The sequence below is a fragment of the Thalassomonas sp. RHCl1 genome, from assembly GCF_947387555.1.
In the GTDB taxonomy this organism is placed as follows: Bacteria; Pseudomonadota; Gammaproteobacteria; order Enterobacterales; family Alteromonadaceae; genus Thalassomonas.
The window spans coordinates 943,648-958,129 of record NZ_CANDNZ010000002.1 but is presented as its reverse complement, the minus strand read 5'-3'; the positions used below and the strand labels follow the sequence as shown (position 1 = coordinate 958,129).

The 14,482-nt window shown below is 50.4% G+C and carries 8 protein-coding genes; 2 read left to right on the top strand and 6 right to left on the bottom strand.

Annotation, left to right across the window (positions count from 1 at the left end):
• Window positions 1-103: 103 nt before the first annotated feature.
• Entirely contained in the window at window positions 104-2,044 is a 1,941-nt protein-coding gene (locus QL234_RS10110; RefSeq protein WP_281557697.1) for a S8 family serine peptidase, read from the bottom strand.
• Window positions 2,045-2,284: 240 nt separating this feature from the next.
• Complete coding sequence (locus tag QL234_RS10105; RefSeq protein ID WP_281557696.1) at window positions 2,285-3,289, bottom strand: D-cysteine desulfhydrase family protein; 1,005 nt, start codon at window positions 3,287-3,289, stop codon at window positions 2,285-2,287.
• A 264-nt stretch (window positions 3,290-3,553) separates the two neighbouring features.
• Between QL234_RS10105 and QL234_RS10100 the strand changes: the two genes are divergently transcribed.
• Together QL234_RS10100 and QL234_RS10095 are read left to right on the top strand one after the other, a co-directional pair.
• Window positions 3,554-5,734, top strand: a complete 2,181-nt coding sequence (locus tag QL234_RS10100) for a TonB-dependent receptor (RefSeq protein WP_281557695.1) — start codon at window positions 3,554-3,556, stop codon at window positions 5,732-5,734.
• A gap of 132 nt (window positions 5,735-5,866) precedes the next feature.
• Window positions 5,867-6,241 carry a YciI family protein gene (locus QL234_RS10095; RefSeq protein ID WP_281557694.1) on the top strand — a complete coding sequence of 125 codons (375 nt, stop codon included), beginning with the start codon at window positions 5,867-5,869 and terminating at the stop codon, window positions 6,239-6,241.
• A gap of 9 nt (window positions 6,242-6,250) precedes the next feature.
• Here QL234_RS10095 and QL234_RS10090 read toward each other — a convergent pair whose 3' ends face one another.
• The 4 genes from QL234_RS10090 to QL234_RS10075 form a co-directional block, all read right to left on the bottom strand.
• Window positions 6,251-7,378, bottom strand: coding sequence for a GGDEF domain-containing protein (locus QL234_RS10090; protein ID WP_281557693.1), 1,128 nt, complete (start codon window positions 7,376-7,378; stop codon window positions 6,251-6,253).
• 427 nt (window positions 7,379-7,805) lie between these two features.
• Window positions 7,806-10,403, bottom strand: coding sequence for a TonB-dependent receptor (locus QL234_RS10085; protein WP_281557692.1), 2,598 nt, complete (start codon window positions 10,401-10,403; stop codon window positions 7,806-7,808).
• 215 nt (window positions 10,404-10,618) lie between these two features.
• Window positions 10,619-12,232 carry a D-arabinono-1,4-lactone oxidase gene (locus tag QL234_RS10080; RefSeq protein WP_281557691.1) on the bottom strand — a complete coding sequence of 538 codons (1,614 nt, stop codon included), beginning with the start codon at window positions 12,230-12,232 and terminating at the stop codon, window positions 10,619-10,621.
• Between the two features lie 61 nt (window positions 12,233-12,293).
• Window positions 12,294-14,141: a carotenoid oxygenase family protein gene (locus tag QL234_RS10075; RefSeq protein WP_281557690.1), complete on the bottom strand. Its 1,848-nt coding sequence runs from the start codon at window positions 14,139-14,141 to the stop codon at window positions 12,294-12,296.
• Window positions 14,142-14,482: the final 341 nt, after the last annotated feature.

Genomic DNA, 14,482 nt, shown 5'->3' with positions numbered 1-14,482 from the left:
TTTACCGGTGCTAAAACCGTTTTATCAGTCCAGGCTTAGGGCGACAAAGCCAGCCATGTCACCCTAATTTATCATAAAGTGCCGGATAGCCGGTAAACTTGCTTTAATAGGTGACGGCTATGCCCCATTTATTGAGTACCCCGACATCCCGGGCGAGCTCATCCCTGACCGTCAGTCGCCATTGCCCCTGGGCGGCACTGCCTGACAGGGCGCCCAGAAGTTCGGGTTCATCCGACATGCGGTAGGACTTGATCAGATCCTGGGCATTGCCGCCGGTATCTTGGTGTAACACTATCTCTGTCCCTGATGGAGACTTGAGTATCAGTGTCAAATCGCCGCGATAGGTGTGGGTAATGTTAACGGAGACTTCAAAGCCGGTGATGTTGGCGGCTACCGGGAAAGTAATTTCTTCATCGATACTGCCCTGATCCGGGATAGGTTTGCTGACCCTGTGCTCCATAAACAGGGTTCTGGGCAGGCTTTGCTCATCTTTGGCGGCAAGCAGAGCCAGTGCCCGCTCGGCATTGATACGGCCAAAGCCGTATTTGCTCGAATGGCCGTTGCCGTCGTATTCACCCGGGCGGTCGTCAATCTTATCCGCCGTTTTTTGCATGATGTCTTTGACTTCGGCGGCAGTTAAATCTTCATTAAAGGAAAGCATCAGCCCGGCGAGACCGGCTGCCAGCGGGGTAGAGCTGGAAGTGCCGCCGAAGGAGAAGGTGAAATCCCCGGCCTGATAACCTTTTTGTCCGAGCCGGTCGGTGGTGACGATCCTTTTGCCGGGACTGCCGCTGGAGGGGGCGCACACAGAGAGTTTGGGGCCAAAATTACTGTAATCGGACTTTTGATCCAGGCTGTTGGAGGCGGCCACCGCCAATACGTCCGGGTGTAGGGCAAACCCCTGGTGCGATACCCTGCCGTCTTTGATGCCGTCCAGGGGACGGTTTTCATTGCCGGCGGCAAAGAGGATGACACAGCCTTTTTTATTGCGCCGCCCTTCGGTAGCGGCCTTATGGATAATGCCTTTCATGCGGATGGATAAGGGGAAATTCCAGCTCGCCGCCGCCCAGCTGCAGCTGATCACATCGGCATGGTGATCTATGGCGTGCTGGAACAGGGCTTCGACACTGTCGTCGGATAACCAGCCGGAGGTGCGTACCGGCATCAGGGCGCAAAGGGGGGCAAGGCCGACCACACCGCTGCCGTTTTCTTCGGCGACGGCGATCCCGGCGCAGGCAGTGCCGTGGTTGTCGTCCCTTTTCACCGGGCGGGGACTGGTATCATTATCGCCAAAATCTTTGGGGGAGACGATTTTTCCGGTGCCGCTTAAATCCGGGTGGTTAAGATCAAAACCGTCATCCATTACACATATGCTGATATCCCGGCTGCCGCGGGTAAATTCCCAGGCGGGTTCGGCCTTGACGTCCGCTCCCGAGCGCAGGCCGGGACCGCCGCTGTTGCTCAGGTGCCATTGCTGGGCATAGAGACTGTCAATCGGCTGGTGCTTTAAGGCCACTTCAAAGGCGAGATCTGCTTCGGCAGTTTCCACTTCATCCCGCGTCTCTAGCGCTGCAGCAATTTTCAGGGGATTCATGGTCGAGGCCTGGGTTAAGGAAACGCTGTAGGTGCGGGGCAGGTAGTCCAGAGCCTGCACGAATTCCAGGCCATAGTCGGCGAGGATTTTTTCCTGGTTATGGTTATCGACCCCGGGTTTAAATTGTACCGTTAATTTACCTGTGGGCACAACCGGGGTTGCCTTATCATCATCCAGACTGTAAACATGGCTGATCACCTCGCTTTCTTCGGCATGGCGCAACGAATCCATGGTGTGTTCGAGCTCTTTACTGTCGCTGAGGGAGAAGACATCCATCCTTGCCGGCTCAACCGCCGATATATGGCAGGAATGTACATTGGGCTGGCGCAATACCGCATTGAGCTCTTGCTCGGTTGTGGCGGCCCCCTGTTTTAAACGTACTGCAAATTGATCGTCGACTTTTTTCAGGGTGATCTCTTTATTACCTCTTTTTAATTTCATGGTACTCATGGTTGCTGTTCCTAGTAAGTCATGGCTGATTTATCCGTACGGTGACGACAACTTGTGATCAGCGGGATGTCGGGAGGATAAAATAAAGACTAGTAGAGAAGTACAGGACTGCCATAAAAATCTAATGATATTGACAGCTTAAGAATGTATTGCTTTCGGGGGGAGAAGCATATTTCAGCGGTGATAACGCCAGGGAGAGAGAATGACTGCCCCGACGCTAATGACAAAGCCTATCCGGGATCATAGCGCCTGGTTTTTATCCTGCGCTAAATCCAGCTGCTCTGTGTAGGCGAACAGCGAAGGGGCGCCGCCGGTATGCCAGAAAAGCACTTGTTCACCCTGGGAGATTTCTCCGCTTCTGATCATATCGATTAATCCCGCCATGGCACGGCCGGTATAGACAGGATCTAATAATATGCCTTCAAGTTGTGCGGTCATGGCGATGGCTTCATTTTCCGGCGCGCCGACAACACCGTAACCCTGTCCCAGATAATTGGGGTTGAGGATCAGTTCTTGAGGTGAAAAGGTTTCAGTGCTGCCTGCCATGATTGCCGTTTTTCTTGTCAGTTCGAGAATTTGGGCATCAAAAGGCAAGTCTGCGTTTTCATCTTTGTCGATATTAATACCGATGAGTTCAAATGCCTGATTAAAGAACCGTTTGCCGAGCATTAAGCCGGCATGGGTACCGCCTGAGCTGGAAGCAAAAATCAACCGGGAAAAAGCCAGTCCCGGGGATTGTTCCGCCAGCTCCTTAACCGCATCAACAAAAGCCAGTGCTCCCAACTCGTTGGAACCGCCATAGGGCACTATATAGGGCTTTTTGCCCTCGGCCTGCAAGCGTTGATAAAGGGCGGGAATATCTTCTCCCTTGCGGTTTTCTCCGGCCCAGTGAATATCGCAGCCGAAAAGGTTATCGAGCAGCAGATTGCCTTGAGCCTTATCCGGCTGCTCGCCCCCTAAGATCAAATGGCACTCAAGGTTTAATTGCGCTGCCGCCGCAGCTGTTTGCCGGCAATGGTTCGATTGGGCGGCTCCGGCGGTGATGATGGTATCGCAACCCTTGGCCAGGGCATCGCCGAGAATATACTCGAGCTTGCGGGTTTTATTGCCGCCGAAGGCCAGGCCGGTCATATCATCGCGCTTCATCCATATTTCGCATCCCAGCGCCTGGCTCAACCGGGAAAGTTTGACTAACGGGGTAGGGAAAAACCCCAGGTCGACTTTGGAAAATTGTTGATAGTCCATAACCATTAACCTTTTTATATTGTTGTTAAATTATTACCTGAAGCTGACGCTTTGTCGGCTATTTATTTGAGATAAACGGATGAAGTGCCTGCTTAATTTGGTTGTCAGCTCAGGCGGTCTGTTAAAGCTAAAGCCGGCTCCAAATACCTTGGTTATCATGCCTGCTGCGGCTGGTTATTGCAATTTTATCCTATACTCAAACACAAAGTGTGTTTGGCCTTACTCGCTAAATGGTTAACTCATTAGCGAATAAGGAAGGTTGTAATGTATACGTGCTCCCTGACTGACAAGAAAAACCGTTATCTGTGGTTTTTATTACTTCTCACTGTATTACTTGCGGTTAACTTCCTTACTCTTGCTGACGAAACCTCCCCTGAGCTGGAAACCATTACCATTACCGCACAAAAGCGTCAGCAAACACTGCAAGAAGTCCCGGTTGCGGTCAGCAATTTTTGGGGGGAAGAGCTTGGCCGGTTCAGGGTTTTTGATGCCCTTGAACTGACGTATCTTACCCCGGGCTTTTCTGCCGGGGAATTTAATGTCGGTCAGCCGCAGTTTTTTATACGGGGTATAGGATCAAACGAAGACGGCGCCGGCGGCGATAATGCCGTAGTGGTGAATGCCGACGGCGTGCCTGTGGGCAGGGCCGCGGGATCTCTGTTTGATTTTTATGATCTCGAACGCATAGAAGTGCTGAGGGGACCGCAAGGCTCCCTGTATGGTAAAAATGCCACCGGGGGCGTGATCAATGTTATCTCGGCCTTACCGGAAGAAGAAAGCCGCAAAGATGTGCAACTGGCGCTGGGCAATGACGGCATTTTAGCCTTGAACTGTTATTGGGGCGGAGCCCTTGACGATGAAGGGCAATATCTGGGCAGTTTATCCCTGTTCCACCGCCAACGTGACGGCGTGGTCAACAGCGGTTATGGTCATGAGCAGTCGGATATTAATGACAGCGGCATCAAGGGGCAACTCTACCTCCCGCATTCTCCTTATCACTGGCGCCTGATCGGGGAATACAGCTGGTTAAGAAGAGAAGGGGCAGGCCGCCACGCCGTTGAAGGCGCAATCGGTGCGGCAATCGAGCAAACTTCCCTTAAGGCGGCGCACAGTCCCTATTATAACTTGTCTGGTTATGACGGCTTTCAAAACCGGGATACTTATGCCCTGACGCTGCAATTCGATAATACTTTGTCCTGGGGGGATCTTCATGGGGTTAGCGGCTATCGTAAAACAGACATGGCCTCTTCCATAGACCAACAGGGCTTAAGTGAACAGGAAGGGTTATTGGCTGCCGTGTTTGGCAGGCCTGTGGCGGGCACCAATGATGTCAGGGAAAAAAGCTGGCAGTTTAGCCAGGAGTTGCGGCTGAGTCTTGAGCGGGAAAGCTGGTTTTTTCTTGCCGGGCTTTTTTATTTCCATGAGGATATCGAGCGCCTTGAAACTTTTAATTTTAATCCCGACAGTTTCTCTTTCCAGGACAATGTCACCAATAGCTTTGCTTTGTTTTCAGAAACAACTTTTTCCGTTAGTAAGGCGTTGTCGTTAACGGTGGGCGGGCGCTTTAGCCGGGATAAAAAACATATTCATCAGTCCTCAATTCCCGGGTTGTTGATCATTAGTACGCAATACCGCGAAAAAGCGGAAAAGTCCTGGGGAAAATTTACCCCGAGAATGATCATCGACTACTGGCCCAATCCGGGTTTGCATACTTATTTCAGTGTTTCCACCGGTTACAAGTCCGGTGGCTATCAGGGCCAGGCACCAAATGCCATGGCGGCCCGTACCCCTTTTGATGAAGAGAATGTCCTGGCATATGAGTTGGGTTTTAAGTGGCACAGCCCGGGCGGGGATGCCCGTCTTTATGCCGCTTTTTTTCATATGGCTTATGATGATTTGCAGGTATTACAGTTAGTGGATGATCCAAACGATCCTAATGATATCGGCGTTATCGTTACCGAAAATGCTGCCGATGCTATCAGTAAAGGCCTTGAGCTGGAATGGCAATTGATGCTGGCAGATCATTGGCAATTGCGGGGGAACTACGGTTATTTAGATGCCAGCTTTGAGGAATTTATCAGTACCCAGGGAAACTTTGCCGATAATAGGTTACGTAATTCCCCCAAACATGCCGCAGCGCTGTCTTTAACTTATCAGCGTATGTTAAGCAGCGGCGCTGAGCTGAATATCAGTTATAGCCACAGTTATAGCGAGATCCGCTATCAGGATCCCGCCAATATAAAGGTGAGTGCGGTGCCTGCGTTTGACCTGGCTAATCTCGATGTCAGCTACCATGAGCCCGACAGCCGCTGGGTTTTGGGGTTTTGGATCGATAATATCTGGGATGAAAGCTATTTTATCCATGGTTTTCCTACACTTGGCGGCGGCATACTAACCCCGGCGCCGGATCGTAACGCCGGGCTCAGTGTCCGTTATCAATTTTAACGGATACATGTTCCCGGGGCACACAAGCAATATTTTCCCCAAAAGCTTGTCAATGACTGTCGTTAAGGCTTTGCTTGGCTAAACTCTTTAAAAGCAACAACAAGTATATTCATGGCTAGCAGGGAGAGAGTAATGGAACAATTTATGCTGATCTATAAAGGGGGTGATGCCAACTGGATGGCAAAGGCATCCGGGCAGGAAATTGCCGCATCAAAAGCTGAGTGGCAAGCCTGGGTGGCGGCATTGCAGGAAAACGAGCAGCTGGTGTCATTAGGCGCGCCGTTGATTTTTAGCGGTTTTACGGTGGCAGGGGACGGGGTTGTTAATGATCTTTCTGCAACCCAAGTCTCTGAGCTGGTGACAGGTTATTCTTTTATCAAAGCCGACAATATGGATGAAGCCGTCAGCTGGGCGAAAAAAAGCCCCTATTTCAGGTACCCTGAGTCTTCGGTTGAAGTCCGCCAGGTGACGAAAATGGATAGCAGTGACAGTGCAAGCAAGGTTTAGGCGGGAGCCTTAACCTGTTACCGCTTTATCTGTGGCATCATATTTTACTGCCGAGATCTGGGGGAAAGTTTGGTTTCTGCCGGCCTGTTTTGCCTGGTACAGGTATTTATCGGCGATGCTGATGGCTTCCTGGATGCTTTGTTCGGGCTTTAATTCACTGATCCCCATGCTTAAGGTTACTTCGATCAGCTGCTCTTGATAGCACATTTGCTGCTGCTCCAGTGCCAGGTGAAGTTTGGCGGCAAAATCCTGGGCGTGGCTGAGATTGGTTTGCGGTAAAATAAACAGGAATTCTTCACCGCCCCAGCGGGCGATGGTGTCTTGCCCGCGGCTGCAGTGTTTGAACAACTTGGCCAGCTCCACCAGGACGTAATCGCCGGCGCTGTGACCAAAACTGTCATTGATTTTTTTAAAATAGTCGACATCGCAAATAATAATGGCCAGGGTTTCGGCATTGCGTGCCAGGCGTAATTGTTCATGCTCTAAGGTATTGGTGGCATCGCGCCGGTTGGAAAGCTGGGTCAGGGGATCTAACCGGGACAATAATTCATATTTGCGGCTTAATTCCAACGTATGCAGATAGGAACTTTCCCTGGCATATTCGTAATAGGCAGACAAGGCGCTGACGGTAATGAAAGAATAAAGTAAGCGTAATTTAAATTCCAGCGGATAGCTGGTAGCGAGCAGGGCTTCATTGGGATAAAACATCAGCAGGGAAATAAAAGCAATAAATGCTGAAATAACCACTATGCCCCTGATCAGGCCATTGATAAACAGGGCAATGGAAGGCAGGATAAAGATCCACAAAGGACCGGTATTATCGACCCCACCGGAATACACCAGGTACGACATCAGAATAAAATTGGAATATAAGATGATGGCCAGAGATAATTTGATGGTTTTGGTGACTTTATATATATAAAAACATAAGAAATAAACGATATGGGAAACCAGCAGGGTCAGGGCCAGTAGATAATTATTATTAAATAATGCATTAACAGCTAAAACCCCGGTCACCAGCATGCCGACAAAGGAGAAAAAATAGATGATGGTGATCTGGCTGTTGATATCATTATACCTTTGTTCATCGAGTCCGGAACGAAAGTATGATCTCAACCACTTTTTAACTTTAATCATTAACAAATAACCTTAGATTTTGTCAGTAAAGTAACTTTCCGAACCGAATAAAGCCAAATATCAAGCATGAATTGCTTAATTTCTCTCTTCAGAGTAAGCCGTTATTCCTTCATTTATCCTATCTTGTTAACTCTTTTTGTCCTTTTTCCCTCCTCGGCAGGGGAGCAAATAAAACTTACCTTTATCAAAAACATTAGCACAAGCGATCGCTTTAATGGAGCGGGCCGCTTTGAAAATGGATAAAAATTCATCTGCCACAGCCGATAAAAGCTTCTCAGCTTCTCCGGGAAAATAGCAGAAAGCAGGTGAGAGAATAAAAAAAGCATCAATATCAAATTGATAGATTTTTTTTATGGTTAGCCGAGGGGGTTGATTTTAGGCTCTGTGGGATTGAGATCATTATTTTCTAAAAAACATCTTTCTTGTGCTAAAAGGCATAAGTTAATGAGGCGGTAAAGGTGCGGCCAAAAATTGACCTGGCATAAAAATTATCAGCAATTTCCAGCTGGTTAAACTGGCTCTGGTCTCTGGGGTTGCCTTCTGACAGCCCGATTTGTTTCGTAAGGTTGGTACCTTTTAGCATTAAGGTGATGTTGTCGTTTAAGAAAAAAGACATGCCGGCGGCTAAAGTCCCATAAGCGGGTAGTTTACTGATATTGGCGGCATTGCCAAAGCGATCCCCCAGGTAATGATAAGTGAAAAACAGCTCGCTATTGCCAAAATAGAAGGTTGGCGTCAGTCTTATTTGCTCGTTGGCGATGCGGTTGATTTGGTTGCCGTCAACTTCTATGCCGTCAATCAAGCCCTGTGCCCCGGTATATTCTGCGTCCTGGATAACGCCGGTCATTGCCAGGCTAAACCAGGGGCGGGGAGTCCAGCTCGCTTCGAATTCCAGTCCCCAGGTCCGGGTATCAAATTCTATGCTTTTAAAAACATCCCGGCCGTTTTCAGTGACGGTGACATTGATGGCCTGCGGGGTGAACTCGGTATTGTACAGGGTCAGCGAGGTGGCAAAGCTTTTTCTGGCGTAGCGCAAACCGATTTCGAAGAAATTGAGTTCGGTTTTAGACTCTTTCTGGGCCTGGGAAACATCCCGGCCGCGGGCGGCATTAATCACTTCGCCGAGCAAATCCGAGCGAAACATAAAAGTATCGGTATAACGGCTATAGAGGGCGAGGTGATCATTCACATGGTAATTTGCCCCGACGGACCAGCCGATGTCGTTTTCATGTCTCGGGCTGAGGGTAAAGCGCTCATCTGTACGCCAGGCCCGAACACTGTCATCTGCCAGTATGTCGACATCATTATAGGGTGGGGGGATATGCTGATCGGCTTCACTGAGCCAGGCGCGGGTTTTTACGGTTAAATCTTCATAGCGGACGCCAAAGTCCATTCTGAAGTTCTCCGTCAGCTGGTATTCATCGAGCAGATATACACTCAGGGAGTCGAGCTTGGCATCGCCAAGGGAAAATTCGCTAAAAAAATCGCTGAATCCCTCCCGGGTGTAATGCCCGATGATCTCTTCATTGGCGTTTAAGGCAACCACATCGAGTTTACGGGCATTGTCGGTTAATTCTGCCAGATACTTATGCTGATCCCGGTATAATTTATCGTAGTCCGCCGTAAGGTAAACACTGCCCAGGGTCAGGATATTATCCTGGCTTTGATAGCGGACAGTAAAGTTATTGACCACCTGGCTCAGGTGATAGCCGAAATGGCGGTAGCTCAGCTCCTGGGTCAGGCCGTTGCGGTTTAAGAGCGACATTTGCTTATCCGGGATTAACTCGCCGCTGCCGGCATAGGCATATTGCACCGCAACGGCTCCCGGGAAGGCGGTAAACATAGTGTCGGCAATACCGCCGTCGCCATATAAACGCTGCGCTGCCTCCTGGATTTGGTTATTACCGTTGGGATAAACGGCATTGCCGTCCCCCTTGTAATGCATAACCCTGAGTTGGTTATTTATGCTCCAGCGCCGGTTGCTAAAGTTTTTACTGATATCCAGACCAAAGATATTGGCCCGGGTATGGATACCATCTTCCAGGTCATGGCTGATAAGGCCGTCGGGACTGACAAGGTTTACCTGCTTGGCATCCAGGCTGGCTAAACTGCCTTTGAGGGCATTTACCCCGCCGGTTATGGCCCGGGGATCTTTCATATGGGTCATCGGCGTTGGCAGGTAAAAGGCATTTTTATCGTTAACATGATGATAGCTCAGGATAATTTCGCCATCGGCAGCGTTATCAGTGAATAGTTGCCGGGAGAGGTTGAGCCTGAATTGTCCGCCGCTGTCGGCGGTAAAGCCCCGGTCGCGCAGGCCGTCCTGGCGGCGATAAAAACCGCCCAGGGCAAACAGCCAGTTATCCGTCAACGGCCCTGAATAATAGCCGTCAAACCGCCGGGTATGATGATCGCTGAGCCTCAGTGCGCTCTGGCCTTGCCCGGTTTTACTGCCTTTTCTGGTGATATAGTTCACCACAGCAGAAGGGCCGCGGGAGGAAATAATGCCGGCAGTGCCGCCGCGTACCACTTCGACTTTTTCGGTCATGAAATCAATTTTGCCTAACGAGCCGTTAAAGATATCGCTGTAGGCATGCATCACGCCGTCGTTGTGCATGCCTATCATACGGTTGGAATCCCCCCAGGTGCCGCGGGCGGAAAAATTGCTATGCACTTCACCGGCACTGTCTTCGGTGAAAAAGCCCGGTACCACTTCCAGCAAATCCGCAGTGCTTTGCGGTTGCAGCGCGATAAGTTCGTTAAAGGAGATGGTGGTGATGGCGATGGAAGAGTCCAGCTTTTTCTGGGCGGGGCCGGCGATGCCGGTAGAAAACTGAATACTGATCAAGTCTTCAAGGCTGAGCTGGTATAAGGCTTCTAAGTTGCTTTTTGGCTCTTGCTCGGGGGACTGAGCTGCCGCCTGGATAAATACTGGCGATAAACAAGTAATAAACACCAGTGTTATGATAAGCCTGGCATCAGTGAGGGGGCGTTTCAGGGTCAAATACCGGGTTAAGCACTTCATTTTTCCGCCTGAGGGATAAATATGCCTCTATCAAGAATAGCGCTTTTTTAACGGATATGAGTGTGCTGTAGGGAAGGAATGCAACCGGGCAGCTATTCCCGGTTGCTTGCTCTTTTGTTAAATAAACTAGATAAACCGCCAGGATGAAAAAGCTGGCGGCTTTTTTGCGCACTTGTAGTTAAGTACGGCGGTCGCTGACGTTAGCAGCTATAGCACTATTTACAGATGCGGGCGTCATCATACCAGGCGCCGGCCTGACAGCTGGTGCCGTCGGCGCAATGCTCATCCGTCTGGCAATAGCATTCTCCCCGGGCATTACACTCAGGGCTGAAGTAGTTATCCAGGGAGTCTTCGCCGGTAATACGTTGCCAGAACGGGTTGGTAAAGATGTTTTGCGGATCCATCTCGTTCTTAAAGGCCATAAACTCGTCCCATTTTTCATATTTCGCCGGGGCATTTTCAAATATTGCCACCGAGTTTTTACCCCAATGGGGTCTGGCGCCATATTTACGGATGGACATCTGCTCGATTTCCAGGTTGACAAAATAGTTCTTCGGCACCGCATTACCTTCCTGACGCAGGGTATATTCTATGCCTAGATAGGCGGTATCACGTCCGGCGCTCATGCCCAGGTAGCTCGGCGATGCCTTGCCGAAGCGGAAATAAATGCCGTTTAACGGGAAGCAAGTAGTGGGGTGGGCGGCGAGGATTTCACGCACGTCCATGATCCAGTTGGGCAATTCTTCCAAAGGAATGGCCACTTCCTGCAAGGCAATCGGCAGCTTATCCCAGACACAGGAATCGGGATCTTTACATTCAAAGTACTGCATTTGATCCGAATGGCCAATCGGATAATCCACCACCTTACCGGTATCAAGGTCGCGGTAATAAGACTCATCCCGTGCGCCGTATCTGACTTTGGCGGCCAGGCATTGCAGGCCGGATCCCGGGAATTCATGCAGGGCGTCAAACAATAAACCGAAAAAGAACTCCTGGGTATCGCTGACATCTGCCTGGGCATTGTAGGCATTGCCTTCGCTTTCCAGCGGCATAGGGTTATAAAGGGTGGTGGTATAGCGGCCTATTCCCGGGAACCAGGCGATATTGGCGCTATAATTGTCGCGGGCAACATCTAGGATAATATCTTCAAGGCCGGTATCGTCCCTGTAGCCTTTAACATCCGCCAGTACTTTAAACGCGGGTTCGAGCTGCAGGGTAACCTCCACCACGACCCCTAGTACCCCGAGATTGACCCGGGCAGCATTAAGGGCTTCGCCGGTAAGTACCTTAACTTCCCCTAAGCCGTTCACTATGGTCATGGAGGTGACGTAATCGGCAATCATATTGCTGGGCTTGGCCAGGGTAGAGCCATGGGTGCCGCTGCCGAGCATGCCGCCTATGGTAAAGATATTGAGCTCAGTGACCATATTGACCGCCAGCTCCTGGCTGCGCAGGAAATCATTGAGATCGTTAAAACGCATCCCTGCTTCTACCGAAACTGTTTTCGCCTCGGCGTCAAAGGCGAGGATATGGTTCATATTCTCCAGGGTGATCTGTACCTGGCCGTTGGCGGTACAGGCGGCGTCTATCTGGCTGGCGAACTTACGGTTGCCTGTCATGACGGTCTGGCCGTTGGCGATGGCGTCCTGGACAATCTGCTGGACTTCTTCAACAGAACTCGGGGTGTGGATCACGGCCGGATGGCACTCATAGGTATTTTGATAGTTCGACAGGGTTTCTCCCGGGTTTTCGGTTGAATAAAGGCCAAACGACAGTCCGGCAACGGCGCTAAGCGCCAAAAATGCGATAAAGAGTTTTATCATTTTCATTGCTCCCCTCCATGGGTGATTAATGGTGTTTACTGTTAAGGTGTAGTGATTCTGGTTTCGCTTAAGCAAATTTGGGCAACACATAGGTGGTTAACACCTCCTGTACCTGCCGGCTATGACAAGCAAGCTTGTCATTAAAATGGCTGTTGAGATCTGCTTTATAAGCCAATGGCGGACGCGGGCCGATTTCAGGCACCCATAAGGCATGATTTGTGGTGGCAAAATCGAGCTTGGCGCTGCCCAGGATACAGACAGGTCCCTGGCTTAAGTTTTTCGCATCAAACAGCCAGAATTCCTTGCCGGTAAACTGGCCGTTGCTGGGCTCCTTCCTGACCACGGCGGTAAAAATATACCCGTCATCCTGGGCGGTGGAGTTTTTCCGCGCCATAAATTGCGGGGTGCGCATCACACAGTCTTCAGGAAACTGGTAACTGTCGCTGATAGTCATAGCGCTGCAATCCATATGGATCAGCGCCGAGGGCTGAGCACTTTGCGGTAAAGTTTCGTTTTGGTAATAACGGCCCGGATAATCATCATAAGCCCTGGCTACCCTTTTAACCAGGTGTTCGGGGCGATAACCTACGGCGGCCCAGTAGATATGCTCAAAGGTTTCCGGGAACTGGAAATGGCCACGGTAGGCGGGGTCGTTCATATCCCAGCACAGGCTTTGGTCGCGGATGACGTCAAAGTCGCCTTTAATTTCTTCACTTGAGACCGCATTTACCCGGATGCGTGCCCGCACCAGGCCACCGACATCCACCGGTGCTGCCGGGTAACCGGCAATTTCCGACTCCACCCGGCCGCCGAAATACAGGGACTCCCAGTCGAACTGAGGCTCTGATTTATCCATGGCGCCCAGGTACTGGCCATAAAGGGTAATGATGTCGCCGTCATCATTGTAGTTGCACATGATATCCGAGGTATCAAAGTCCAGCTCCAGGTAATCGGCGAACACCATACTCTGGCCAAAATGCAGGTCGGCTTTGCGGATTATCCATACCGGGGTACGGTGTTTTTGCGCCGTGACCGTGCGTATACCCATGATGCGGGCATTTTCTACCCGGGCAGCGGTTTCAAAAATCAAAATATGGTTACGCGTAACGCTTAGCGAGTGGGAAGTTGCTGTAATATAGGCACTTTTTCCATTGCGGCCGATAACCTGCCAGCTGTCGAACGGGCCGGATAAATCCCAGCGGATCAGGCGGATAAAGCCGTTTTTCAGTCCGGACTCCCCCATATTGCCGCCATAGTTGATGGTAAAACATTCTTCTGAGTCGAGATCAAAGTAAGGATGTCCCGTGGTCCTTATCTGGGGGAAAAGCCACTTGTCCGGCGCCAGTAAATCGGCAAAAGGCGGCAGGCTGGAATGCCATTCCCAGGGCTCGCCTATGGGGGTTACCAGCTCCAGGGTGGTTGCGTCGAACTCAAACGGCATACCGCCTTCATAACTGAGGGCAAAACGGTTATTGCCCATATAATTGGGGGCGGTATTGCAGTAATTCATAAAGCCGAGGTTCATACTGAAATAGACGGTACCGCCGAGCAGGGCAAACTTGTCAAACGGGGCGGTCACATGCTCCTGCATGATGGCAGACGGGGTATTGATCATCTTGCGGGTAAAAGCCGCTGTTTCGGCAGAGAAGTCGACCCGGGTCAGGGCGCCCCTGCCGTTGGGGGTGAGCTGGTTTTCCTCCAGGGAAATGCCTTCGGTCATAAAGACATGGCCGAAAATATCCTGCGGCAATTGTCCGGATAATACCGTCAGTTCATCACTGGACTGCGTTAAACTGCCGTGCATAATACTGGTGGGAAAACTTGAGGCGGCCAGCTGAGATTGTTCATGGCCAAAACTCACCATGGGCAGGGCGGAGAGCACACCCGCCGTTTTAATAAAACGTCTTCGATCCATCTTGAAGTCCTATTTGGCTTTTAAAATAAATGATTAAAACTATGCCACTCAGGAAGGTAAATGCGGATCAGCAAAAGGCCGGCGCACGTTATTCTTCCATGAGTAACGGTGACCAAAACAGGAATAAATCGGGGATCTCACTTTACGGGCAAGCAAACAGAATCGGCTATCAAGTAAGCTTAATTGCGACATGCCAATGAATAAACCACCTTTAACCGGGTCGACGACTTTCCTTAGCCGTGTATATGCCTTTTGGTGATTTGACTTGTTAGCATGGCAAATACCGACTCCGTCCGATATTTATTCCATGAGGCTAAGGTACTGTAAAAAACTCGCAGATT

Coding starts and splice junctions, on each gene's coding strand:
- QL234_RS10110 (WP_281557697.1), bottom strand. CDS start 2,044: ATGAGTACCATGAAATTAAAAAGAGGTAATAAAGAGATCACCCTGAAA.
- QL234_RS10105 (WP_281557696.1), bottom strand. CDS start 3,289: ATGGACTATCAACAATTTTCCAAAGTCGACCTGGGGTTTTTCCCTACC.
- QL234_RS10100 (WP_281557695.1), top strand. CDS start 3,554: ATGTATACGTGCTCCCTGACTGACAAGAAAAACCGTTATCTGTGGTTT.
- QL234_RS10095 (WP_281557694.1), top strand. CDS start 5,867: ATGGAACAATTTATGCTGATCTATAAAGGGGGTGATGCCAACTGGATG.
- QL234_RS10090 (WP_281557693.1), bottom strand. CDS start 7,378: ATGATTAAAGTTAAAAAGTGGTTGAGATCATACTTTCGTTCCGGACTC.
- QL234_RS10085 (WP_281557692.1), bottom strand. CDS start 10,403: ATGAAGTGCTTAACCCGGTATTTGACCCTGAAACGCCCCCTCACTGAT.
- QL234_RS10080 (WP_281557691.1), bottom strand. CDS start 12,232: ATGAAAATGATAAAACTCTTTATCGCATTTTTGGCGCTTAGCGCCGTT.
- QL234_RS10075 (WP_281557690.1), bottom strand. CDS start 14,141: ATGGATCGAAGACGTTTTATTAAAACGGCGGGTGTGCTCTCCGCCCTG.